The 20,678-nt window shown below is 73.0% G+C and carries 21 protein-coding genes; 13 read left to right on the forward strand and 8 right to left on the reverse strand.

Translation table 11 applies throughout. The annotated features are described in order from the left end of the window. Positions 1-22 precede the first annotated feature (22 nt). Positions 23-694 (reverse strand): DUF2461 domain-containing protein, encoded by a 672-nt coding sequence (locus M3677_RS09645; protein ID WP_066655937.1) that lies wholly within the window; start codon positions 692-694, stop codon positions 23-25. A gap of 61 nt (positions 695-755) precedes the next feature. Here M3677_RS09645 and M3677_RS09650 point away from each other — a divergent pair, with 61 nt between their 5' ends. The 3 genes from M3677_RS09650 to M3677_RS09660 all read left to right on the forward strand — a co-directional run bounded on the left by M3677_RS09650 (position 756) and on the right by M3677_RS09660 (position 3,051). Beyond that, a complete protein-coding gene (locus tag M3677_RS09650; RefSeq protein WP_209685540.1) occupies positions 756-1,406 on the forward strand; it encodes a CatA-like O-acetyltransferase in 651 nt (216 codons plus the stop codon). Between the two features lie 76 nt (positions 1,407-1,482). Continuing rightward, positions 1,483-1,956, forward strand: coding sequence for a nucleoside deaminase (locus M3677_RS09655; protein ID WP_251160407.1), 474 nt, complete (start codon positions 1,483-1,485; stop codon positions 1,954-1,956). 222 nt (positions 1,957-2,178) lie between these two features. Continuing rightward, entirely contained in the window at positions 2,179-3,051 is an 873-nt protein-coding gene (locus tag M3677_RS09660; RefSeq protein ID WP_251160408.1) for a PASTA domain-containing protein, read from the forward strand. Positions 3,052-3,193: 142 nt separating this feature from the next. On the opposite strand, the gene M3677_RS09665 is transcribed toward M3677_RS09660, so the two are convergent. Together M3677_RS09665 and M3677_RS09670 are read right to left on the reverse strand one after the other, a co-directional pair. Continuing rightward, on the reverse strand, positions 3,194-3,919 hold the full coding sequence (locus M3677_RS09665; RefSeq protein ID WP_235426364.1) for a response regulator: 726 nt from the start codon (positions 3,917-3,919) through the stop codon (positions 3,194-3,196). Then, positions 3,916-5,193, reverse strand: coding sequence for an ATP-binding protein (locus M3677_RS09670; protein WP_251154456.1), 1,278 nt, complete (start codon positions 5,191-5,193; stop codon positions 3,916-3,918). Before M3677_RS09670 ends, M3677_RS09665 begins: the two co-directional genes overlap by 4 nt. A gap of 249 nt (positions 5,194-5,442) precedes the next feature. Between M3677_RS09670 and M3677_RS09675 the strand changes: the two genes are divergently transcribed. From M3677_RS09675 to M3677_RS09695, 5 genes are all read left to right on the forward strand, one after another. Then, positions 5,443-6,399 carry a tripartite tricarboxylate transporter substrate binding protein gene (locus M3677_RS09675; RefSeq protein ID WP_066658604.1) on the forward strand — a complete coding sequence of 319 codons (957 nt, stop codon included), beginning with the start codon at positions 5,443-5,445 and terminating at the stop codon, positions 6,397-6,399. Then, positions 6,396-7,037, forward strand: a complete 642-nt coding sequence (locus tag M3677_RS09680; protein ID WP_251160409.1) for a tripartite tricarboxylate transporter TctB family protein — start codon at positions 6,396-6,398, stop codon at positions 7,035-7,037. The genes M3677_RS09675 and M3677_RS09680 overlap by 4 nt, the downstream gene beginning before the upstream one ends. 1 nt (position 7,038) lies before the next feature. Further along, positions 7,039-8,559, forward strand: coding sequence for a tripartite tricarboxylate transporter permease (locus tag M3677_RS09685; protein ID WP_209685533.1), 1,521 nt, complete (start codon positions 7,039-7,041; stop codon positions 8,557-8,559). Between the two features lie 146 nt (positions 8,560-8,705). Then, entirely contained in the window at positions 8,706-9,713 is a 1,008-nt protein-coding gene (locus tag M3677_RS09690) for a LacI family DNA-binding transcriptional regulator (protein ID WP_251160410.1), read from the forward strand. A 73-nt stretch (positions 9,714-9,786) separates the two neighbouring features. Continuing rightward, entirely contained in the window at positions 9,787-10,176 is a 390-nt protein-coding gene (locus M3677_RS09695; protein WP_251160411.1) for a VOC family protein, read from the forward strand. Positions 10,177-10,317: 141 nt separating this feature from the next. On the opposite strand, the gene M3677_RS09700 is transcribed toward M3677_RS09695, so the two are convergent. Together M3677_RS09700 and M3677_RS09705 are read right to left on the reverse strand one after the other, a co-directional pair. Then, on the reverse strand, positions 10,318-11,061 hold the full coding sequence (locus tag M3677_RS09700) for a triacylglycerol lipase (RefSeq protein ID WP_235426367.1): 744 nt from the start codon (positions 11,059-11,061) through the stop codon (positions 10,318-10,320). Then, positions 11,058-11,876 (reverse strand): alpha/beta fold hydrolase, encoded by an 819-nt coding sequence (locus tag M3677_RS09705; RefSeq protein ID WP_209685530.1) that lies wholly within the window; start codon positions 11,874-11,876, stop codon positions 11,058-11,060. The genes M3677_RS09700 and M3677_RS09705 overlap by 4 nt, the downstream gene beginning before the upstream one ends. A 93-nt stretch (positions 11,877-11,969) precedes the next feature. Between M3677_RS09705 and M3677_RS09710 the strand changes: the two genes are divergently transcribed. Both M3677_RS09710 and M3677_RS09715 read left to right on the forward strand, forming a co-directional pair. Further along, positions 11,970-12,518 carry a dihydrofolate reductase family protein gene (locus tag M3677_RS09710; RefSeq protein WP_209685528.1) on the forward strand — a complete coding sequence of 183 codons (549 nt, stop codon included), beginning with the start codon at positions 11,970-11,972 and terminating at the stop codon, positions 12,516-12,518. A gap of 101 nt (positions 12,519-12,619) precedes the next feature. After that, complete coding sequence (locus M3677_RS09715; protein WP_235426368.1) at positions 12,620-13,951, forward strand: NAD(P)/FAD-dependent oxidoreductase; 1,332 nt, start codon at positions 12,620-12,622, stop codon at positions 13,949-13,951. A 180-nt stretch (positions 13,952-14,131) separates the two neighbouring features. Here M3677_RS09715 and M3677_RS09720 read toward each other — a convergent pair whose 3' ends face one another. After that, positions 14,132-15,037 carry an NAD-dependent epimerase/dehydratase family protein gene (locus M3677_RS09720; protein WP_251160412.1) on the reverse strand — a complete coding sequence of 302 codons (906 nt, stop codon included), beginning with the start codon at positions 15,035-15,037 and terminating at the stop codon, positions 14,132-14,134. A gap of 95 nt (positions 15,038-15,132) precedes the next feature. On the opposite strand from M3677_RS09720, the gene M3677_RS09725 reads away from it, so the two are divergent. The 3 genes from M3677_RS09725 to M3677_RS09735 all read left to right on the forward strand — a co-directional run bounded on the left by M3677_RS09725 (position 15,133) and on the right by M3677_RS09735 (position 18,292). Further along, positions 15,133-15,705 carry a TetR/AcrR family transcriptional regulator gene (locus tag M3677_RS09725; RefSeq protein WP_251160413.1) on the forward strand — a complete coding sequence of 191 codons (573 nt, stop codon included), beginning with the start codon at positions 15,133-15,135 and terminating at the stop codon, positions 15,703-15,705. Between the two features lie 67 nt (positions 15,706-15,772). Continuing rightward, positions 15,773-16,984: an acyltransferase gene (locus M3677_RS09730; RefSeq protein ID WP_251160414.1), complete on the forward strand. Its 1,212-nt coding sequence runs from the start codon at positions 15,773-15,775 to the stop codon at positions 16,982-16,984. 126 nt (positions 16,985-17,110) lie between these two features. Further along, a complete protein-coding gene (locus M3677_RS09735) occupies positions 17,111-18,292 on the forward strand; it encodes an NAD(P)/FAD-dependent oxidoreductase (protein ID WP_251160415.1) in 1,182 nt (393 codons plus the stop codon). 122 nt (positions 18,293-18,414) lie between these two features. On the opposite strand, the gene M3677_RS09740 is transcribed toward M3677_RS09735, so the two are convergent. Next, positions 18,415-19,281, reverse strand: coding sequence for a UbiA family prenyltransferase (locus tag M3677_RS09740; RefSeq protein WP_066658628.1), 867 nt, complete (start codon positions 19,279-19,281; stop codon positions 18,415-18,417). A gap of 94 nt (positions 19,282-19,375) precedes the next feature. Beyond that, positions 19,376-20,596 (reverse strand): formaldehyde dehydrogenase, glutathione-independent, encoded by a 1,221-nt coding sequence (fdhA, locus tag M3677_RS09745; RefSeq protein WP_251154445.1) that lies wholly within the window; start codon positions 20,594-20,596, stop codon positions 19,376-19,378. Positions 20,597-20,678 lie beyond the last annotated feature (82 nt).

The following is a 20,678-nucleotide window of genomic DNA, read 5'->3' on the forward strand; positions in this document are numbered from 1 at the left end:
GGAGCAGCCGACGGACGGGCGATCAGGCGCGCTCGTCGATCGACCGGGCTCCCGGCACGGGCGGCGCCGGGTCGTCCGAAGCCTCCGGGTCGTCCGCCCGTGCCCACTTCACCGTCCACCGGACCAGCGGCTGCACGCGGTCCCACGCCGCGGTGATGTCGTCGAGGGAGCTCTCCAGCGGCAGGTGCACGAGCGCCGCGTAGTGCTGCATCCGGAGCAGGTCGATCCGCGGGTGGTCCACGTCGTACCCGCGCGGGGCGGTCTTCAGCGGCGGTCCGGCCAGCTCGTACCCGGCATCGGTCAGTTCGTCGAGCTCACGCTGCAGCGCGGCCGCGGCCTGCGGGTGCTCGTCGATGGTGGTGCGCGCTGCCCGCAGCTGTGCGCGGGACGGTTCGTAGAGTCCACCGCCGACCTGCAACCCGTCCGCTCCGGCACTGAGGTACGTGCCGCCCGCGGTGAGACCGGTGTCCTCGCGGTAGGGCCGCTCGTCCGGCGTGAAGCGCAGGTCGCGGTGCTGCCGGAGCACCCGTCCGGCACCGTAGCGGCGCTCGGCCTCGTGCAGGAGCGCCTCCATCGGCTCCTGCACGTGCCGTTCCCAGTCGTCGCGGTGCTCCTCGAACCACGACTTCTCGTTGTGCGCGGCGAGCCCGCGGAAGAACGTCGCGAGCGCTGGTGAGAACGGCGTCGAGGGCATGCACCACTGAACCGCCGTCCGGTGCACGCGCGTCGGGAGTCCGGGGGACGAGACTGGCCGGGTGGACCGACTCCGACCGATCGACCTCGACCAGTGGCCCCGCGCCGAGCACTTCGCGCACTACCGGCGGGAGCCCTGTGCGTGGGAGATGACCGTGGAGGTCGACGTCACCGCCTTCGTCGACGCCGCCCGGGCCGCCGGCGCGAAGACGTACCCGTCGCAGATCTGGGTGCTCGCGACGGTCGTGAACCGGCACGACGAGTTCCGGATGCAGCTCACCGAGGAGGGCCGGCCCGCGGTGTGGGACGTGGTGCACCCGACCTTCACCGTCTTCCACCCCGACACGGAGACCTTCTCGGTGCTCGTCACCGAGTACGACCCCGACGCACGGGCGTTCCACGACGCCGTGGTCGCCACGACCGAGCGGTACCGCGACGACCACCGCATGTTCCCGCAGGGCACCGGTCGCACCGACCTCTTCGACGTCTCGACGCTCCCCCGCACGTCGTTCACCGGCTTCGCGCTGCACCTGACGGGCGCCGAGGACCACCTGGCGCCCGTGATCACGCTCGGACGCTACCGGCAGGTGGACGGACGCACCCGCATGCCGATGGCGCTCCGGATCAACCACGCGGCGGTGGACGGCTTCCACGCCTCGCGCTTCGTCACCGAGGTCGAGGAGCTCTTCGCCGACCCGTCCTGGCTCGGCTGACCAGCACCGCGATCCGATCGTCCCCGTCCCCCGGACGCACACCCGACGAGCACCGACCGGGAGCACCGTGGCCGGCATGCACGACGACGAACTCACCGCCCTCGCGGTCGCCCGCGCCCTCGACAACGTCCACGACGGTGGCGAGCCCTTCGCCTGCCTGATCGTCCGCGACGGCGAGGTCGTGGTCGAGGCCGTCAACCACGTCGCCCAGACCGGCGACCCGACCGCGCACGCCGAGATCCGCGCGATCCGCGCCGCCGCCGAGCAGGGCATCACCGACCTCACCGGCCACGAGGTGTTCGTCACCGCGTACCCGTGCCCGATGTGCCTCGGCGCGCTGTACTACGCCCAGCCGGACCGCGTGGTCTTCGCCGCGACGCGGGAGCAGGAGGGCGAGCACTACGAGGACGGCAACCGCCTGATGACGCTCGCCACCTTCTACGACGAGTACGCGAAGCCCGTCGCGGAGCGCGCCCTGCCGAGCGAGCAGGGCCGGGTCGACGACCCGACGGCCCCGTTCCGCGAGTGGACCGCCCGCCACCCGTCCTGACCGAGGTGACGTCTGTCTCCGAGCCGGGAACCGCGCCGACGGTTCCTGGCGACCGAGCGAACTACCGAACCAGGAGTGCAGCGGCTACGGTCATCCTGACCATCACTCATTCAGGAGTCTCCAATGTCCGCACCGTACGCCCCGGGTACGCCGCAACCGCCCATCGCACCGCAATCCCGAGACCCGAGAAATCGGACCGTCCCGCTCGCAACCGCGTCCCTGGTGCTCGGGATCATCGGCCTCGCCATCGCCTTCATCCCGGTTCTGCTCCACTTCGGGTTCATCCTCGGGGTCCTGGCCCTGGTCTTCGGCCTCGTCACACTGCGTCACCGCCTGCAGAAGTCGTTGGCTGGCGTCATCCTGGGCGGTGCTGCTGTTGTCGTCTCCCTCCTCTTCGGGACCATCTACGGGGTGGCGTCGCTCGGTGCTGCCAGCGAGACGGCGGCTTCGTCGACCTCCGCGACCGAGGCCGCCGAGGTGGCGGAAGTTGCGCCAGTGGAGGTGCCTGACGTCGTCGGGAAGACCTTCGACGAGGCAACCGACCTGCTCAAGGCCGCTGGTTTCAACGTCGGCGGGGGCGGCGAAGCTGCCGACACGGTCGCTTCACAGGCACCCGACGCCGGAGCGAGCGTAAAGCCGGGTACCACCGTCCTCCTGACGCCGGCAGCCGATGACGGTTCGAGCGCCGCCAACCCCGCTCCGGCCGGAACCAAGTTCGAGATGACGAGCACGAACCGCCTCGACGGGTCGTCCGCCGACTACACGCAGTGGGTCGACGGCTACAACGACAACTTCACGTCGTCCAACCAGTTCGAGCAGCCGGACGCCGGGATGAAGTACGTGCTCCTGACCGTGCACATAACGGCCACGACCGCGGGAGTCGAAGCGGGATCCGTCGCCTACGACCTCGCGCTTGCTGGCACGGACGGCTCCGTTTACGACTCCGAGTTCATCACCGGCGCGAAGTCGATGCCGAGCGTCACACTCGGTGCCGGCCAGAGCGCGAGCGGAGAGGTCGTCTTCCAGGTCCCAAACACCTTCCACGGCGGAATCGTTTCCTTCGGTGACGGCAGCGTGTTCGCAAAGACGAACTGAGCTGCGCCGCCCCATTCCCCGAGTGGACCACCCGCCACCCGGCCTGACCGGGGTGACGGCTGCCGGACGGGAGGCCCGTGGCGACGCCGCCACGGGCCTCCCGTCCGGCACGGATCGCGACCCGGCTGCCGTGGCCGGGCCTTCAGGGAGCCGGCGTCAGCCGGTAGAGCACCTGCGGGCGGCCTCGACGGCCGTACCGGTGCGCCAGGTCGATGGCGCCCGTCGCGACGAGGTGGTCGAGGTACCGGCGGGCGGTGGCCCGCGAGGTGCCCGTCGCTGCCGCGACCTCGTCGACCGAGCGGGCGACCACGGGGTCGAGCGCCGTCACGACCCGACCGAGCGTGGTGGCGCTGACGCCCTTCGGGAGGGCGTCCTCGGGCGCTCGCGTCGCCGTGCGGTCGGGTCCGACCACGCGCACCGATCCGGTGGCGAGCAGCCGGTCGACGTCGCCCTGCCCCATCGGGACGTCGCGCTGCGCGTCCTCGCGGGACCGACGTTCGGCCGCGTAGGCGCGGAGCCGGTCCTGCAGGGCCTCCCGGTCGAACGGCTTCAGCAGGTACCCGACCGGGTGCGCGGCGAGCGCCTGCCGGACGGTGACCTGGTCGCGGGACGAGCTGACGACCAGCACGTCGGTGTCGTCGACGCCGGCGACGTGCATGCGGTGCAGGACCTCGATGCCGCTGATGTCGGGCAGGCGCATGTCGAGCAGCACGAGGTCGACCCCGCGCTCCACGGATGCCAGCGCGGCGCCGCCGGACGCGACCGCCCCGACGACGGCGAACCCCTCGGTCGCGGCCACCCACCGGGTGTGGAGTGCGCGAGCGCCGGCGTCGTCGTCGACCACGAGCACGCGGAGCGCCGCCGTCACGATCCCGCCGCCATCTCGACGTCGAGCCGGGCACCGCCGAGCGCTGCCGACCGTCCGACGACCACGGATCCGCCGCGGTCGGTGGCGGTGCGTCGGACGAGTGCCAGGCCGATGCCGCGCCCGAGGCCGCTCTCGTCGGTCTTCGACGACCACCCGCGGGTCAGCACGCGGTGCGCGTCGGCCGGGTCGATGCCCGGTCCGTCGTCCTCGACCGTCACCGTCACACGCCCGTCATGCGAGCCGATGGTGCAGCTGACGGTGGCCGCCCCGGCCTCGGCGGCGTTCCGGCACAGGTTGGCGAGGACGAGCAGCACCGCGTCGTCGAGCACGACGTCGTCGGCGATCCGCAGGTCGAGCGTGGTCCCGGCCACGGCGAGCTCCGAGCGCACCGCCGCGACCGACGCCGTCGCCACCGCACCGCGGCGCGGCGACCCGGCACCGCCGCCGCTGGTCAGCCCGGGTGCCACGGCGTCGATGTAGGCCATCGCGTCCTCGTCGTCCCCCTGTTCGACCAGTCCGCGCACCACGTGCAGACGGGTGCCGAACTCGTGTGCCTGCTCGCGCAGCGCCTCGGTCGTCCACCGGACCTGCCGGCTCTCCGCGTCGACCGCGTCGGCTCGGCGGAGCCGTCGGGCGATCACGAGCGACAGGAGCACGCTCGCGAGCGTCGCCGCGACCAGCGCGCCGGTGCTCCACGGGAGCAGGGTGCCGAGGGCCCGTTCCCGGTCCGCCGCGATGGTGGACTCGAGCACGCCGACCGCCACGACGCCGACGACCTCGCCCTCCTCGCCGACGACGGGCACCTTCGCACGCAGGGTCGTCCCGGTCGGGCCGGTCTCGGTGCCGACGAACTCCGCACCGCGGAGCACGGGCGCGATCGTCGTCTCGACGGGCTCACCGCGTTCCGCCGGGTCCGGGTGGGTGATCCGCACGCCGTCGTCGTCGGTGACCACGACGTACGAGACGCCGGCGGCACCCTCGACGAGCGTCGCGATCGGTTGCAGTGCCGCGGTGGCGGAGGCGAGGTCGTCGGCGTCGGCGAGCGCGCCGGGTGCGCCCCGGTCGGCGACCGACGCCACCGCGTCCCGCACCTCGGGCAGGTCGGCCAGGCTCGACGCGACGCCGGACACCTGGTCGACCACGGACGTGCGGATGGCGCGCTCCTGCACCACGGCCGCGACCCCGGTCGTGACACCCGTCGCCGCGAGCACGATGACGCTCGGCAGCGCGAGCACCGCGGTCCGCCGCAACCGCCCGAGACGAGCCCTGGTCACCGTGGCGTCCCCCTTCGGCCGCGACGCCGTGAGCGTCAATGAGCACATCTCCGCCGCCGGGTGCTCGCCCGGTCGGCGGCTGCCATCGTACTTCTCGACCTGCGGCACGACGACGTGCGCAGGAGGGAGCCAGCAATGCCAGAGCAACCAGTGCAGCCGGAGCAACCAGTGCCCGCGGAGCAACCAGTGCCGGAGCAGCCGACGACGGGGACGCCGGGTCCGCCGCGTGCCCGTCGCCCCGTCGCACGCGTGGTCGGGACAGCCGTCGCCGCGGTGTCCATCGCTGTCGCGGCCTTCGGCTCGGTGACGTCGGCAGCGGCCGGAGGCGACCCGACCCGGTCGGTGACCCTCGTGGCACCGGCGGCGGCCGGCGGCGGTTGGGACGGCGTCGCACGGTCCATGCAGCAGGCGCAGCGCGCGAACGGCATCGTCAACTCCGTCCAGGTGGTCAACATGCCGGGCGCCGGTGGCACAATCGCGCTCGGGAACGTCGCTCGGCTCGCCGGACAGACGGACACGCTGCTCGTCGGCGGGACGGGGCTCCTCGCGGCCGAGATCCAGTTCGGTTCCGCGGTCACCCACGACGACATCACGCCGCTCGCGGTCACCGTCGAGGAGTACGACGTCATCGTCGTCCCCGCCGACTCGCCGTACGAGACGCTCGACGACCTCGTCAGCGCCTGGCGCGAGCGCCCCGGCTCGGTGCCGTGGACGGGCGGCGGCTCGTTCGACCAGCTCGTCGTCACCGACCTCGCCGTCTCGGCCGGGATCGACCCGAAGGACACGAACTACATCCCGTCGGACGGCGGTGGCGAGGCCATCCAGGCGCTCCTCAACGGCACGGCGGCGGCGGCCTCGGGCGGGTACCCGGACAACATCGACCAGATCGAGTCCGGTCGTCTGCGCGCACTCGCGCTCGTCGCGGCGGAGCCGGTCGAGGGCATCGACATCCCCACCGCGGTCGAGCAGGGGCACGACGTCACGCTGACGAACTGGCGCGAGATCGCTGCACCGGGCGGACTCGACGACGAGCAGCGGGCGCAGCTGACCGACATCGTGCTGGACACGCTCGACACCCCCGAGTGGGCGGACGCCATGGAGCGGTACCACTGGACCGAGCGGATCATCACGGGTGACGAGCTCGACGCGTTCATCGACGAGGAGCGCGAGCGCATCACCGGGCTGTACGAGGAGCTGGGCCGATGACCCGTCCGAGCAACCCCACGTCGTCCTCCGCGGTCGTCGGACAGCGGCTCACGCTGCGGGCCGACCCCGGCCGCGTCGCCGCGGTGGCGAAGGAGCTGACCACCCCGGCGCTCTTCACCGCCTTCGCGGTCTACCTCGTCGTCGGCATCGTCACGATGGAGGTCCCCGACGGAACCGCGTTCCCCGGGCCCGCGGTGTTCCCCGGCATCGTCGCCGCCGCACTCCTGCTGCTGGCCGCCCTGCTGGTCGTCCGGTCCGTCCGGGCTGTGCGCGGCCGACGGGTCGGGACCGACGGCACACCGTCGGAAGCCCGCACCGACGCCGCCGTCCGCGCCGACGCGCACACCGCCGACACCGACACGACCGGCACCTCGGTCGAGCAGCGCTCGGTCCGCGTCGACTGGCGCTCCCTGGCCTGGGTGGTCCTGTCCTTCGCCGCCTTCGCCCTGCTGCTCGGCGTGCTCGGGTGGATCGTCGGTGCCGGACTGCTCTTCCTCGGTGTCGCGAAGGGGCTCGGCGCCCCGGGGTGGCTGCGTCCGCTCGTCGTCGGTCTGACGGTGAGCGCGATCAGCTACATCGCCTTCGACATGCTGCTCGACCTGTCGCTGCCCTCGGGCATCGTCGGATGGGAGTTCTGACGTGGACGTGCTCGGTCTCCTCGGTGACGGCTTCGCCGGCGCCCTGACCCCCGCCAACCTGCTCTGGGTCGTCGTCGGGTGCCTCCTCGGCACCGCGGTCGGCGTCCTCCCCGGCCTCGGCTCGTCGATGGCGGTGGCGCTGCTGCTGCCCGTGACGTTCTCGCTCGACCCGACCGCGGCGTTCATCATGTTCGCCGGCGTCTACTTCGGCGGGCTCTTCGGTGACTCCACCATGGGCATCCTGATGAACACGCCGGGCCAGGCCTCGGCCATCGCCTCGACGTTCGAGGGCCACAAGATGGCGCTGAACGGACGAGCGGCCCAGGCGCTCGCGACGGCCGCGATCGGCGCGTTCGTCGGCGGCATGATCGCCTCGGTCCTGGTCGTGTTCCTCGCACCGGCGCTCGCGTCGTTCTCGTCGAGCTTCGGACCGGCGGAGTTCTTCGCCCTCGCACTGTTCGCGTTCGTCACGACGTCGTCGGTCGTCACCGACGACGCACTGAAGGGCCTCGGCTCGTTGTGCCTCGGTCTCGGCATCGCGGTGATCGGCGTCGACGGCATCTCGGGTGCGCCGCGCTTCACGATGGGCGTGCCCGAGCTCTTCGACGGCATCTCGCTCGTCACGGTGACGGTCGCGGTCCTCGCGCTCGGCGAGGTCATCTACGTCGCGTGCCTGGCCCGACACCTGAAGGACGGCCGGATGGTGCAGGCGACCGGACGCCCGTGGCTCTCGAAGCGGGAACTGCGCGAGGCGGCGCCCGCCTGGCTGCGGGGCACCGCGATCGGGCTGCCCTTCGGCGTCGTGCCCGCCGGCGGGTCGGAGATCCCGACCTTCCTGGCGTTCGGGCTCGAGAAGCGTCTCGACGCCCGCCGGAAGGACCCGCAGTTCGGCACGGGTGCGATCCGCGGCCTGGCGGCACCCGAGGCAGCCGGCAACTCCACGACCGGCATGGCGATGGGTGCGCTACTGTCCCTCGGTCTGCCGGTGTCGGCGACCGCCGCGATCATGCTCGCCGCGTTCCGCCAGTACGGCCTGCAGCCGGGTCCGCTGCTCTTCGACCGGTCCCCCGACCTGGTCTGGGCGCTGCTGGCGTCGTTCTTCATCGCGATGGTGGTGCTGCTCGTCATCAACCTCCCGTTCGCGATGCTGTGGGCGAAGCTGCTCCGGATCCCGCGGGCGTACCTCTACGCGGGCATCGCCGTCTTCTGCGGGCTCGGCATCTACGCGACGAGCGGTTCGGTCTTCGACCTGCTCATGCTGCTCGGCATCGGCCTCGTCGGGTTCCTCATGCGGGCCCTCGACATCCCGCTCGCACCGCTCATCATCGGGATGGTGCTCGGTCCGCTCGCCGAGACGAGCCTGCGGGACGCGGCGCTGAGCGCCGACGGGGACTTCTCGGTGCTGGTGGCCGGCCCCATCCCGATCGTGCTCTACGCGGTGCTGGCGGTCGTGGTCGCGGTCACGGTGACCGGCCGCGTCCGCGCCCGCCGAGCGGCACGACGCGAGCTGGTCGACGCGTAGCCACGACCGAGCGTCGCCGGCCCGCGGCACGCGGTGCGGGGCGGTCCTGCACCGCACCTCCCGTCCGTCACCGCGACGGACGGGAGGCACGTGGCGGCACCGCACCGCGCCTCCCGTCCGCCGGGTGGCGCGCTACGCTCGTCCCGATGCGCGCGACCGTGCGGGACGTGGCGGCCCTCGCCGGGGTCTCCCCGAAGACCGTCTCCAACGTGGTGAACGGCGGCGTGCCCGTGCGGCCGGCGACACGGGAGCGGGTCGAGCGCGCGGTCGCCGAGCTCGGCTACGTGCCGAACCTGTCCGCGCGCGGCCTGCGCAACGGACGCTCCGGCGCGATCGCCCTGACGCTGCCCGAGCTCGGCAGCGCCTACTCGGCCGAGCTCGCCCAGTGGTTCGTCGAACTCGCCCGCGAGCGCGGCTGGACGGTGCAGCTCGACCAGACCGGACACGACCCCGGACGTGAACGGGACCTCGTCTCCCGGGCCCGGGCCCACCTGGTGGACGGCCTCGTGCTCAACCCGGTGTCGCTCAGCGCGAGCGTCCTGGCCGAGACCGAGGGGCTCCCGCCGACCGTCGTCATCGGCGAGGTCGAACCGGAGCACGTCGACCAGGTGCACGTGGACAGCCGCCGCGCCGCACGCGAGGTCACGACCCACCTGCTCGACCGCGGGCACCGTCGGATCGCGGTCGTCGGGGCCGCCCGCCCGACGGACGCCACCGCCACGAGCGAGCTGCGCGACCAGGGCCACGCGGATGCGCTCGGCGCGGTCGGCCTCGACGTCGACCCCGCCCTGCGCGTACCGCTGCCGACGTGGTCGACGAGTGCGGCGGCGACGGGGTTCGCGACCTGGCTGGACGCGCACCCGCTGCCGGACGCGGTGTTCGCGTACACGGACTCGATCGCCTTCGGCGTGCTGCACGTCCTGGCGGCACGGGGTGTCCACGTGCCGGACCAGGTCAGCGTCGTGGGGTTCGACGACGTCGACGCCGCAGCCTTCGCGATCCCGGCGCTGACGACGGTGTCGTTCGACCGGCGGGCCTTCGCCACGGCGGCGCTCGACCTGCTCACCCGACGCATCGCCGACCCGACGGCCGCTCCGGAGACCGTCGTCGTGCCGCACCGGATCGTCGAGCGCGCGAGCGTCGCCGCCCGCTGACCAGCCGGCGCCCGTCGCGCGGCCGTCGCGGTGCTGGACCGTCCTGTCGACAGGCCCGGGTACCGTGCGCCGCATGAGTGCCGACGACCCCGCGATGCCCGTGCTGACCGCGACCGTCCTGCAGTCCCCCGACCCGGTGCGCCTCGCGCGGTTCTGGGGTGCGCTGACCGAGTGGACCGTGCACGAGGACGGTCCGACCTGGCTGCGGGTGCGCCCGGCCGACGGCGGGGTCGGGCTCTCGGTGCAGTACGACGACGCCTACGAGGCACCGACCTGGCCCCCGGTCACGGGGACGCAGGGCATGCAGCTGCACCTCGACCTGCAGGTGGAGGACCTCCACGCCGCGACCGCCCGCGCGCTCGAGCTCGGTGCGACCGAGGCGGGCTTCCAGCCCCAGGACGACGTGCGGGTGCTCCTCGACCCCGACGGGCACCCCTTCTGCCTGTTCCTGCCCGGCGCCTGACCGCGGCGGCAGCGGCGCGGCACAGCACGGCCCCGAGACTCGGCCAGGCGGACGAGACTCGCGGGCCCCGGGGACGAAAGTGTCCGTCAGCGCGAGTCTCGCGCACGGCCGCCGCACGGCCGCCGCACGGCCGCGCTCGGCTCAGCCCGCTGAGCCCGGGCCCGCGGCCGCGTCGAGCACGACCTCGCGGGTCTGCTGCGCGCCGAGGATCCGGAAGTGCCCGCCGACGGGCACGCGCACGTTCGTGGCCCCGGCGAGCTCGCTGCCTCCCGGGATGAGCGTGTCGAAGACCCCGTAGACGGACGTGATCCGGGCGTTCACGGCGAGGTCGCGTCCGAGCGCTGCGAGCACCGGGTCCGCCGCACGGAAGGCCCGCAGGTGCGGCACGGGCGCCAGCCGGGCGTACACGGACCCGCCGAACGGCGTCGACACCGCCACCATCCGGTCGATGCGCTCCCCCTCGGGCAGGGTCATCGCGTACTTGCCGATCAGACCGCCCTTGCTGTGCGCGACGACCAGCACCCCGCGGAGGTCGTGCTCGTCGAGGTACGCCAGGACCTCGCGCGCCGACTCCGGCACGGGACGCAGGTTGTGCCGCAGGACGGGCAGCACGTGCACCGGGTGCCCGGCGTCGTGCAGGGCGTCCATCAGCGGGCGCATGAAGTGCCAGGTCTCGTAGACGCCGGGCACGACGACGACCGGCTGGCCGTCACCGGTCCGGTAGTCATCGGCGGTCGTCGGTCCGGTGCTCCGCAGCTGCCACCGCGCGGCGTACCACCAGTCGAGGGCGGCCCACCAGGCGCGACGCAGCAGCGGCACACGGCCGGGAGGCACGGCCGCCGTCCCCGACGCCGCTCCCGTCCCCGGGGTGGTCCGGTCCGTCACCGTGCCGGCCCCGTCGTGGTGTCACCGGTCGACGGGCCACCGGCCGCGAGGTCCTCGACGGTCTGCACCCGCCGGAGCTCGTCGACCAGCCGCGCGAACGCGACGGGCTGCCGGTCCTGCACGTGGTGACCGCCGGGGAGCTCGACCAGGACACCCCGACGCGCTGCGACCGCGAGCGCAGCAGCCCAGTCCCGTCGCCCGATCGGGTCGCGGTCACCGCGCACGACGAGCACCGGCTGCGGGAGCTCCGGGACGGTGTCCTCGAGCCGGTAACGGAGCATCGGTCGGAGCTGCCGGACGTACTGTCGCAGGCTCCGCAGGTAGTCGGTGAGCACGACGAGGTTCATCCGCGGGTCCTCGACGAGGCAGTCGCGTCCGAGGTCCGTCGCCTGCTGCAGCAGCGTCCGCCGCGCCGGGTCCACGACGGGCCCGACCAGGACGACCGCGGTCACCGTCTCGGCGTGCCGACGGGCTGCCTCGACGACGACCTGGGTGCCCATCGACTGGCCGACGAGCACGAGGTCCCCGACGCCGCGCGACCGGACGGCTCCGACCACCAGGTCGCCGAGCTCGTGCAGGTCGAGCGGGCGGCCTGCCGGGGGGAGCCCGCCGAAACCCGGCAGGTCGACCGCGACCGTGCGGTGGGTGCGGGCGAGGTGGCGCTGCGTCCGGTCGAAGGAGCGGTGCGACATGCCGATGCCGTGCACGAGGACGACCGTCGGCGCGAGCGTGTCGTGCAACCGCCCGGCCGGCGCGAGGGTCCGGAGCCGCACGGACAGCCCACCGACCTCGAAGGACTCCACCCGTGCGCGCACGGTGCGAACCTACCCGGCGCTCCCCGGCGCGGGGTCAGCCTGATCGGCACGCACCTCTCGACGCGGGGTCGCGGCGGCCCTATGCTCCGCAGCATGCGCAAGGTGACCTCGGGGCTGTTCGCATCGGTCGACGGTGTGGTGCAGGACCCGTACGAGTTCCAGTACGACTCGTTCGACGCCGAGCTCGGGACCGCCATGACGGCGTGGATGGAGCGGACCGAGACGGTGTTGCTCGGCAAGCAGAGCTACCTGGAGTGGTCCGAGTGGTGGCCCCGGCACGAGGACGACCCGTTCGGCCGGTGGATCAACCCGATCGAGAAGCACGTCGCGTCGACCACCCTCGGTGACGACCTGACGTGGCAGAACGCGCACCGGATCCAGGGCGACGTCGACGACTTCGTCCGCGACCTCAAGGCCGGCGAGGGCGGCGACGTCGCGGTCACCGGCAGCGTCACGCTGGTGCGCCACCTGCTGTTCGCCGGACTCCTCGACGAGCTGCAGCTCATGGTGCACCCGGCGATCGCCGGAGCCGGGCGGCGGCTCTTCGAACCGACGGACCCACCCACCCGCCTGCGCCTGGTGCAGAGCGTGGTGACCAGCAAGGGGAACGTGCTGAGCACCTACGCGCCGTTCGACGCCTGACGGCGGCGGGGCGTGCCTCCAGGCCGGACCGCGGGACCGCTCCATCGGCAGCCGGACGGGCAGGTGGACGGACGGGTGCCGAGACCGGCGTACCCTTCTGGGTGGCCGTCGACCGCACCACCCTGGAGAACACCATGTCCGAGGACACCCGCCCGCACGTCGTCATCGTCGGGGGTGGCTTCGCGGGGATCGCGGCCATGCGTGAACTCGCCGACGCGGACGTCCGGGTGACGCTCGTCGACCGCCACGTCTACAACATGTTCCAGCCGCTCATGTACCAGGTCGCCACCGGCGGCCTGAACGCGGGCGACGTGACCTACTTCCTGCGGAGCCTGCGGGCGAAGCAGTCGAACGCCGACTTCCGGCACGGACTGCTCACCGGCATCGACACCGAGCACCGCATCGCCGAGATGTCGGACGGCGAGCACCTGCACTACGACTGGCTGATCCTGGCGAACGGCGTCAACACGAGCTACTTCGGCACCCCCGGTGCGTACGAGTACGCCTACTCGATGTACTCCCGCTCGCAGGCACTCCGCATCCGCGACGAGCTGTTCACCCGCCTCGAGCAGGCCGCGGCCCAGCAGGGCCCTGACGAGATCCGCGTGGTGATCGTCGGCGGCGGCGCGACCGGCGTGGAGATGGCCGGCGCCCTCGCGGAACTCCGCGACCAGGCGCTCGTCGGCGCCTACCCGGAGATCGAGCGCGGCAACATCTCCATCACGCTGGTGCACCGCAGCGGCGAGCTGCTCAAGCCGTTCGCCCCGCGCCTCCGTCGGTACGCGGCCAAGGTCCTCCGGAAGCGAGGGGTCGTGCTCCGCCTGGACACAGGCGTCGCCGAGGTCAAGGAGGACGGGGTCGTCACCGCCTCGGGCGAGTTCATCCCCGCGTCGCAGGTCATCTGGGCCACCGGGGTCGCGGCGCACAAGGAGGTCTCCGGCTGGGGCCTGCCGCAGACCCACGGCGGTCGCATCCAGGTGAACGACGACCTGAGCGTGAAGGGCGTGGAGCGGATCTTCTCGGCCGGCGACATCGCGGCGCAGGACGACGCGCTCGCGCAGCTCGCCCAGCCCGCACTGCAGGGCGGCAAGCACGTCGCGCGCCAGGTGGTGCGGCTGCTCGACGGGAAGCCGACCGAGCACTTCAAGTACTTCGACAAGGGCACGATGGCGACCATCGGGACGAACGCCGCGGTGGCGCAGCTGCGCGGCGGCATCACGATGGTCGGCCCCGTGGCGTGGCTGGCGTGGGTCGCGGTGCACATCGCCTCGCTGCTCGGCAACGGCAACCGGCTGTCGACGCTCTCGCACTTCTTCGTCCGCTACCTGTGGTTCATGCGGAAGCGCTCGATCCCGATCGTCGGGGACGTCCGGCCGGTGCGCCCGAACGGCGACCGCGAGCCCGAGCCCTGGCAGATGCAGAAGGCCGAGTAGGCCGGCCGCCCGGGCCGGCCGGCCCGGCCGGCCCGGCCGGCCCGGCCGCCGGCCCGGCGCCGGCCCGGGCCGAGACTCGACCATGCGGACAGATTCGCGGCGGTTGCGTCGCGAAACTGTCCGCTGTGCCGAGTCTCGCAACCGTGGTGACGAGCGTGACGAGCACGGCGGGCGCGGCCGTCAGCGCGCGGCGGCGTGTGCGTACGCCCCCGCGGCGATGTCCTCGAGCAGGGACGGCCCGACGGGCTCCCACCCGAGCAACTCCTGCGTCGCGGTCGACGACGCCGACATCTCCGCGCCGAAGAACCCGCCAATGAACCCGAAGTGCGCCGACGCGTCCGACGGGTCGATGCTCGTGACCGGCAGCCCGAGCGCGTCGCCGATCGCCGCGGCGATGTCCCGCGTGGGGATCCCCTCCTCGGCGACGGCGTGCAACCGTGCGCCCGCGGGGGCCTGCTCGAGACCGAGCCGCACCATCCGGGCGGCGTCGGTCACGTGCACGGCCGCCCAGCGGTTGCTGCCGTCGCCGACGTGGCCGGACACGCCCCGCTCCAGCGCCACGGAGGTCAGGTACGCGACGAAGCCGTGATCGCCGACGCCGTGCGTGGTCGGGCTGAACCGCGCAGCGATCGTGCGGACCCCCTGGTCCACGAAGTCGAGTGCCCGGTTCTCGCTGCCACCGCGGGGGCTGTCCACGCCCGTGAAGGGAGACGGGTCCCGCTCCTCGGCGGGACGACCCGGAGCCAGGGCGGCGACCCCGGATGCCACCACGAACGGGCGGTCCGTGCCGACGAGGGCGTTCGCGAGGGTCTCGACGGCGGCGCGCTCGGTGGCGTTCGTCGCAGCCTGGTCGGACCAGTCGTGCTTGTTCGCGAGGTGCAGGACCCCCTCGGCACCGGCCGCACCCCGGGCGAGCGCCCCGAGGTCGTCGAGGTCGCCGCGCAGGACCGTGACGCCCTTCGTCTCGAGCGCCGCCGCCGCCGCGTCGGAGCGCGCGAGGCCGGTGACGTCGTGCCCGGCGGCGAGCAGGTCGTCGACGGTGTGGGAGCCGATCCATCCGGAGGCCCCGGTGACGAACACGTGCATGAGTGGTCCCTTCGTGGGGTGCCCGCGACCTGATGTCACGGACTGACATCACCGTAGCACTCGATGTCAGCGACTGTCATCAGTAGGATCGTCCCATGGCACGATGGCGATCGGGCACCCGGGAACGACTGCAGGCGACCGCACTGCAGCGCTTCGCCGAGCACGGCTACGACGAGACGACCGTCGCCGAGATCGCCGCGGCGGCCGAGGTCACCGAGCGCACCTTCTACCGGCACTTCGCCGACAAGCGCGAGGTGCTGTTCGCCGGGCAGGACGACTTCACCGGCATGTTCACCGACCCGATCGCCCAGGCCCCCGGGGGGACACCCGCCCTCGCCCTGGTCGGTCGCGCGCTCGACTCCGCGGCCGCGTTCTTCCCCGACGACCGTCGCGCGTGGTCCCGGGCCCGACAGCAGGTCATCGACGCCGTCCCCGCCCTGGGCGAACGGGAGCTCGGCAAGCTCGCGACCCTGAAGGTCCACCTGGGCGGCGCACTGCGCGCACACGGGATCGACGAGCCGGCGGCCACGATCGCCGCAGAGACGGCGGTCACGGTGTTCCACCTGTCCTTCACGCAGTGGATCGCGGACGGCGAGGACCGCGACTTCGCGGCGATCGTGCGCGAGCGGCTGGACGCACTGACCAGGATCCTGCACCCCGGATCTTGAGCGTCCTCTTACCCGGACAGGGCAAGCTCGTCGTCATCCGTTCGAACGATCCTCACAGGGAGGAAGCGTGGCGACGAACACCCTCGCCCCCGAGCACGCTCGCTCGGTCGACCGCAGCACACCGGTCGGCCGTGGGACCCGTGCTGCCCGGCCGACGCCGCCACCGCCGCTGACCCGCCGCGCTCCGGCGCTCGACGGGCTCCGGACGATCGCCATCGCCATGGTGATCCTGTACCACCTGCACGTGCCGCAGTTCCAGGGCGGCTTCATCGGCGTCACCGTGTTCTTCGCCCTGTCCGGGTTCCTCATCACGACGCTGCTGCTCGGCGAGCACCGGAAGACCGGACGCATCCGCCTCGGGACCTTCTGGCTGAAGCGTCTGCTCCGGCTCTACCCGGCCCTCGTCGCTCTCGTCGTGGTCGGGCTGCTCCTGTGGAACTGGGTCGGTGACTACAAGGGCGCCTCGTTCAGCCCCGGCGAGGCCGCGTTCATCGCACTGACCTACACCGGCAACCTCTTCCGCTCCTTCTGGGACACCACGCAGGGCGTCTTCGCGCACACGTGGTCGCTGTCGATGGAGGAGCAGTTCTACCTGGTCTGGCCGCCCGTCCTGGTGCTCCTCTTCCTGGTCCGCTCCCGTCGACGCTGGCTCGTCGTCGGGCTCGGCGCGGTGATCGTGGCGTGCTCGGTCGTCGCCGGCCTGGTCTACGCGAAGCCGAACAGCGGCGCGACGCCCGACGTCTACTTCTCCCCCGTGCTCGGGGTCGTCCCGCTGGCGACCGGCTGCCTGCTCGCGCTGCTGCTCGACGACGAGCGCATCCGCACGTGGGCCGCCGGGATCGCCGGGCACGTCGCGACCTGGGCCGGGATCGTCCTGCTCGCCGGGACCATGCTGTGGATCGGCGACGACTGGGCGCAGCACGCCTGGACCTTCAGCGTCGTGCTGCCGCTCACGGGCGTCGTCTCCGCGGTGCTCATCGGCGGGCTCGTGTCGGTGCGGTCGCCGCTGTCGGCCGCACTCGCCTGGTCGCCGGTCTCGTGGTTCGGTCGGCGCGTGTCGTACGCCGCGTACCTCTGGCACCCGCTCGTCATCGCGCTCCTCGACCCCTTCGCCGTCGGGCCGTGGGGCAAGGTGCTCATGATCGCGGTCGCCGTCGTCGTGGCGGTCGGCGCCGCGTACGCCGTCGAGGTCCCCGTCGAGAAGGCACAGAAGCGCTTCCGCGAGGCCCGTCGACTCGCCGCCGAGGACCGCGCCGAACGCGCACGCGTCACCACCTGACGACGTCGGCGAGCGTCCGCCGACGTCACGCACCGTCGGACGGGAGGCCCGTGGCGCGCCCGCCACGCGCCTCCCGTCCGACGACGCCTGGGTGGGTCGCCGCGACCGGTCCGTAGGCTCGCCTCCGTGACCACGGAACGCGTCGACGTGCTCGTCGTCGGGGGCGGGCCCGTCGGCCTGTTCGCCGCTGCGCTCCTCGAGCGGGCGGGCGTCACGGTCGCCGTCTGGGAGCGGCGCGACACCGAGCCGACGGGCTCGCGCGCGATCGGGATCCACCCGCCGTCGCTCGACGCCTTCGCCGCGATCGGCCTGGACACCGCGGTGCTCGCCGAGGCGGTGCTCGTCCGCACGGGCGTGGCCCGGAGTCGCGGACGGGAACTTGGGACGCTGTCGTTCGACCGTGCCTCCGCGACGCACCCGTACGTCGCGACGCTCGACCAGCACCGCACCGAGGCGCTGCTGCGCGACCGGCTCGCGTCCGGGACGCTGCGGACGGGCACGACGGTGACCGCCCTGTCCCGCCGCGTCGGGGACGTCGTGGCGCACGGTGTCGGACCCGACGGTGCCCCGGTCGTCGTCGAGGCGGCCTTCGTCGTCGGCGCGGACGGCGCCCGCAGCGCGGTGCGGGACCTGGTCGGCATCGCGACCTCGGGCCGCGACTACCGCGACCGGTACGTGATGGGCGACTTCGCCGACCCCGAACCCGAGCAGGCCCGGTCGTCGGCACTGGTCGACGTCGGACCGGAGGGGGTCGTCGAGTCGTTCCCGCTGCCGGGTGGCAGGCGGCGGTACGTCGCCCTCGTGCCGGACGACCGCACCGCACCGGCCGGTGGCGAACCGGACCCGGACGCCGCCGCCCGCCTCGCCGCGATCGTCGCGGGACGCACCGGCGCCCGGCCCGACCCGGCGACGTGCACGATGACGAGCGGCTTCCGGGTGCGGCGGCGGGAGGCGTCGCACGTCGGTGTCGGACGGGTGGTGCTCGTCGGGGACGCCGCGCACGAGATCAGTCCGATCGGCGGCCAGGGCATGAACCTCGGCTGGCTCGACGCCGCCGCGCTCGCGCCACTGCTCGCCGAGGCCGTCCGTTCAGGCACGGACGGACCGTGGCAGGAGTCCGCGAACGGGTACGCCGTCGGGCGGCAGGCCGCGGCGCGGCGGGCTGCTCGGCAGGCGGAACTGAACATGGCGCTCGGGCGTCCCACGGGCGTGCTCGGGTCGGTGGGGCGGGAGGCGCTGCTCCGCACCGTGCTCGCGCTGCCGAGCGCCGACGGGCTCGCCGGGGTCTACGCGATGCGGTGGGCCTGAGTCAGCCGGTGCCGATGCCGTTTCCGGTGCCGGTGCCGGTGCCGGTGCCGGTGCCAGTGCCAGTGCCAGTGCCTGTGCCTGTGCTTGCGCCTGTGCCGGTCCCGGTGCCGCTTCCGGTGCCGTCAGGCGATCAGTCGGGCGCCGGCGACGCCGAGCTCGACGACGAGGACGAGCGAGGACGCGATGACCAGGCGGAACAGTGCCCGCGTCGGACGACCGGCGAACACGAGGCGGATCCCGACCACCGCGAGCACGACGACCACGAGGGCTCCGACGACCGCCAGGACCGTCCCGGCCGTGCCGACGCCTCCGCCGGCGACCTGGCCGCCGAGCACCAGCGCCGCCGCGACGACGAGCGACCCGAACGCCAGCGTCCCCGCGCCCCGGAGCCCCAGCCGGTGGGGGAACCCACGGACGCCGGTCGCCTCGTCGTCGAGCAGGTCCGGCAGCACGTTGGTGCAGTGGATCGCGACACCGAAGACCGCTCCGGTGGCGATCGCCCACCACGCCGGCCACGAACCGTCGCCCCCGGCAGCGACGGACACGACCGGCAGTAGCCCGAACGCCACCACGAACGGCACGACGGACCAGACCGTCCGCTTCAGTCCGGCGTCGTAGGCCCAGCCGGCCGCGACGAGGACGACGTGGGCCACCGCGGCGACCGGGCCCAGGGCGAGCGACAGGAGCACGGCGACACCCGCGGTCGTCACGGCCGCGGTCCGGACGGTCCCGACGGGGATCAGTCCGCGGGCGACGGGCTTGTCACTGCGGCCGACGGCCCGGTCGCGGTCGGCGTCGATCCAGTCGTTGGCGAGGCCGATCGACAGCTGCCCGGCCACGACGGCGAGCGCCACGAGCACGACGAGCCACCACGGGTGCCCGACGGCCGCGGCGATCACCGCGGCGAGGACCGTCACCGTGACCGTCGGTCCGGGGTGTGACGACGCGAACAGCAGGCGGACGGTCGAGGGCCGGCGGGTGTCGCTCACACCGGCGAGCGTACGGACCGGTGGCTGCGCGAGTGCGACGACGGCCACGGCCCGCGCCGCACCGGGTGTCGATGCGACGCGGACCGTGCGGCGGTCAGGCCGCCGGGATCAGGCCGTTCGGGTTCAGCACGTACTTCGTCGCGGCACCCTTGTCGAACTCCTCGTACCCGCGAGGGGCCTCGTCGAGTCCGATCGGCTTCGCGTTGACGTTCTTCGCGATGCTCGTGCGGTCGTGCAGGATCGCCATCATCAGCTGCCGGTTGTACTTCATCACCGGGCACTGCCCCGTGGTGAAGGACAGCGACTTGGCCCACCCGGTGCCGAGGCTGAGCGACAGGGCGCCCTTCTTCGCGGCCTCGTCGACGCCGCCCGGGTCACCCGTGACGTAGAGCCCGGGGATGCCGAGTGCGCCGCCGGCGGCCGTGACGTCCATCAGGGAGTTGAGCACGGTGGCCGGGGCCTCGTGCCCGGCACCGGAGCCGTGCCCCTTCGCCTCGAAGCCCACGGCGTCGATGCCGCAGTCCACGAGGGGTTCACCGAGGATCTGGTCGATCTGGTCGGCCGGGTCGCCCTTCGTCAGGTCGACCGTCTCGCACCCGAAGCTGCGCGCCTGCGCCAGCCGGTCGGCGTTCATGTCCCCGACGATCACCACGCTCGCTCCGAGCAGGAACGCGCCCGTCGCGGCGGCGAGACCCACGGGCCCGGCGCCGGCGACGTAGACCGTCGAGCCGACCTCGACCCCGGCGGTCACCGCACCGTGGAAGCCGGTCGGGAAGATGTCGGAGAGCATCGCGAGGTCGAGGACCTTCTCGAGGGCCTGGTCGCGGTCCGGGAACTTCAGCAGGTTCCAGTCGGCGTAGGGCACGAGCACGTACTCGGCCTGGCCGCCGACCCAGCCGCCCATGTCGACGTAGCCGTAGGCGCTGCCCGGGCGGTCCGGGTTCACGTTGAGGCAGATGCCGGTCTTCCGCTCCTTGCAGTTCCGGCACCGCCCGCAGGCGATGTTGAACGGCACGGAGACGATGTCCCCCACCTTGATGAACTCGACGTCCGGACCGACCTCGACGACCTCGCCGGTGATCTCGTGCCCGAGCACGAGGTCCGTCGGAGCGGTCGTGCGGCCGCGGACCATGTGCTGGTCGCTGCCGCAGATGTTCGTCGCCACGGTGCGCAGGATCGCGCCGTGGTTCACCTTGCGTCCGACGTTCGCCGGGTTCACCCCGGGTCCGTCCTTGAGCTCGAACGTCGGGTAGTCGGTGTCGATGACCTCGACCTTCCCGGGTCCCTTGTACGCGACTGCGTGGTTGCTCGCCATGTGATCCTCCTCGATCGGTCGGCGGCGGCACGTGCGGGGAGCGCGCAGCACTGCGGTGCGCTCCTCGTCCCGTCGAGGGGCC

The organism is Curtobacterium sp. P97, assembly GCF_023712445.1.
In the GTDB taxonomy this organism is placed as follows: Bacteria; Actinomycetota; Actinomycetes; order Actinomycetales; family Microbacteriaceae; genus Curtobacterium.

Excerpts from the sequence above, each read along its gene's own strand:
- M3677_RS09645 (WP_066655937.1), bottom strand. The coding sequence starts at position 694 with ATGCCCTCGACGCCGTTCTCACCAGCGCTCGCGACGTTCTTCCGCGGG.
- M3677_RS09655 (WP_251160407.1), top strand. The coding sequence starts at position 1,483 with ATGCACGACGACGAACTCACCGCCCTCGCGGTCGCCCGCGCCCTCGAC.
- M3677_RS09680 (WP_251160409.1), top strand. The coding sequence starts at position 6,396 with ATGACCCGTCCGAGCAACCCCACGTCGTCCTCCGCGGTCGTCGGACAG.
- M3677_RS09690 (WP_251160410.1), top strand. The coding sequence starts at position 8,706 with ATGCGCGCGACCGTGCGGGACGTGGCGGCCCTCGCCGGGGTCTCCCCG.
- M3677_RS09695 (WP_251160411.1), top strand. The coding sequence starts at position 9,787 with ATGAGTGCCGACGACCCCGCGATGCCCGTGCTGACCGCGACCGTCCTG.
- M3677_RS09710 (WP_209685528.1), top strand. The coding sequence starts at position 11,970 with ATGCGCAAGGTGACCTCGGGGCTGTTCGCATCGGTCGACGGTGTGGTG.
- M3677_RS09720 (WP_251160412.1), bottom strand. The coding sequence starts at position 15,037 with ATGCACGTGTTCGTCACCGGGGCCTCCGGATGGATCGGCTCCCACACC.
- M3677_RS09725 (WP_251160413.1), top strand. The coding sequence starts at position 15,133 with ATGGCACGATGGCGATCGGGCACCCGGGAACGACTGCAGGCGACCGCA.
- fdhA (WP_251154445.1), bottom strand. The coding sequence starts at position 20,596 with ATGGCGAGCAACCACGCAGTCGCGTACAAGGGACCCGGGAAGGTCGAG.